The organism is Lactiplantibacillus garii, assembly GCF_003885105.1.
In the GTDB taxonomy this organism is placed as follows: domain Bacteria; phylum Bacillota; class Bacilli; order Lactobacillales; family Lactobacillaceae; genus Lactiplantibacillus; species Lactiplantibacillus garii.
In genome coordinates, this window is sequence record NZ_QWZQ01000116.1 from 1 (window position 1) to 938 (window position 938).

Consider the following 938-nt stretch of genomic DNA (forward strand, 5'->3'; position numbering starts at 1 on the left):
GTATAAAATAATTCGGAGGAGTATAGTTTGATTTTACTATGTATGATAATCATGTTACTTATATATCCTTTAGGGGCTTCAATCTTGGGCATTACGGGGATAGTACTGAAGGATAATTTTCGATTGTTATACGCAGCTGGTGCAGCGTTTTCTATAGCGATAATCGGTTTTTATTTTGTACCAACACATGCTATCGATTTAACTAGATATTATCAAATTATTGAACAATATCAGTATATGATGCCAACTTATGCTGATATTGTGCGTAGTCAAGGATTTTTTGTGGGAGCGGGTACTCTCTTTAAATGGGTAGCAACTTTGGGAAACGAGCAATTGTTACCCGCTTTTGTTGGTTTTATAAGTTCTTTTAGTTATTTTTATATTTCTGGGGATTACTTTGCATTTCGTAAAGTGGCACCTTTAACAAGAGTATATTTACTTCTTATTGGACTATGCCTTTTTCCGTTTGCTGCAGCGTTTAGTAATGTTAGAAATGTAACTGCATGTACAATCGTTGCCATCGCACTCTATAGAGATCTTGTAAAAAAAGACAGGGGTATAGTTACATGGTGTATATATGCGTTGGGCGTTTCCTTTCATATTGCTGTGCTAGCAATTCTTTTGATGAGAGTTGTTTTATTTTTCAGACAAAGTCAGCATATCAGAGTGAAACTACTCTCGATTATTGCTATTTTAACGGGATTAGCGTTTCCTCAAATTAGAAATACTTTAATGCAGTTTTTTGGAAAAGGAGGATCGTATGCAACTCTCAATGAAGGTGCATATGTGACAGATATTGGGCAAAGCTTATTTTTTTGGTTAACTAAGGTATTGTTTTTAGGAGTAACATTAGTCGGATTTTTAGTAGTTATGGGTAATTACAAAAGGAATAAAAGTGATTGGAATTTTTTTGCACTTATTTTAAGTATGTGTACACT

General features: G+C 34.0%; 1 protein-coding gene. It reads left to right on the top strand.

All coding sequences use genetic code 11. The features are described 5' to 3' along the window. Positions 1–123: 123 nt before the first annotated feature. Positions 124–938, top strand: an 815-nt coding sequence (locus D1831_RS14230; RefSeq protein WP_148096385.1) for a hypothetical protein, incomplete at its 3' end; no start/stop codon positions are given.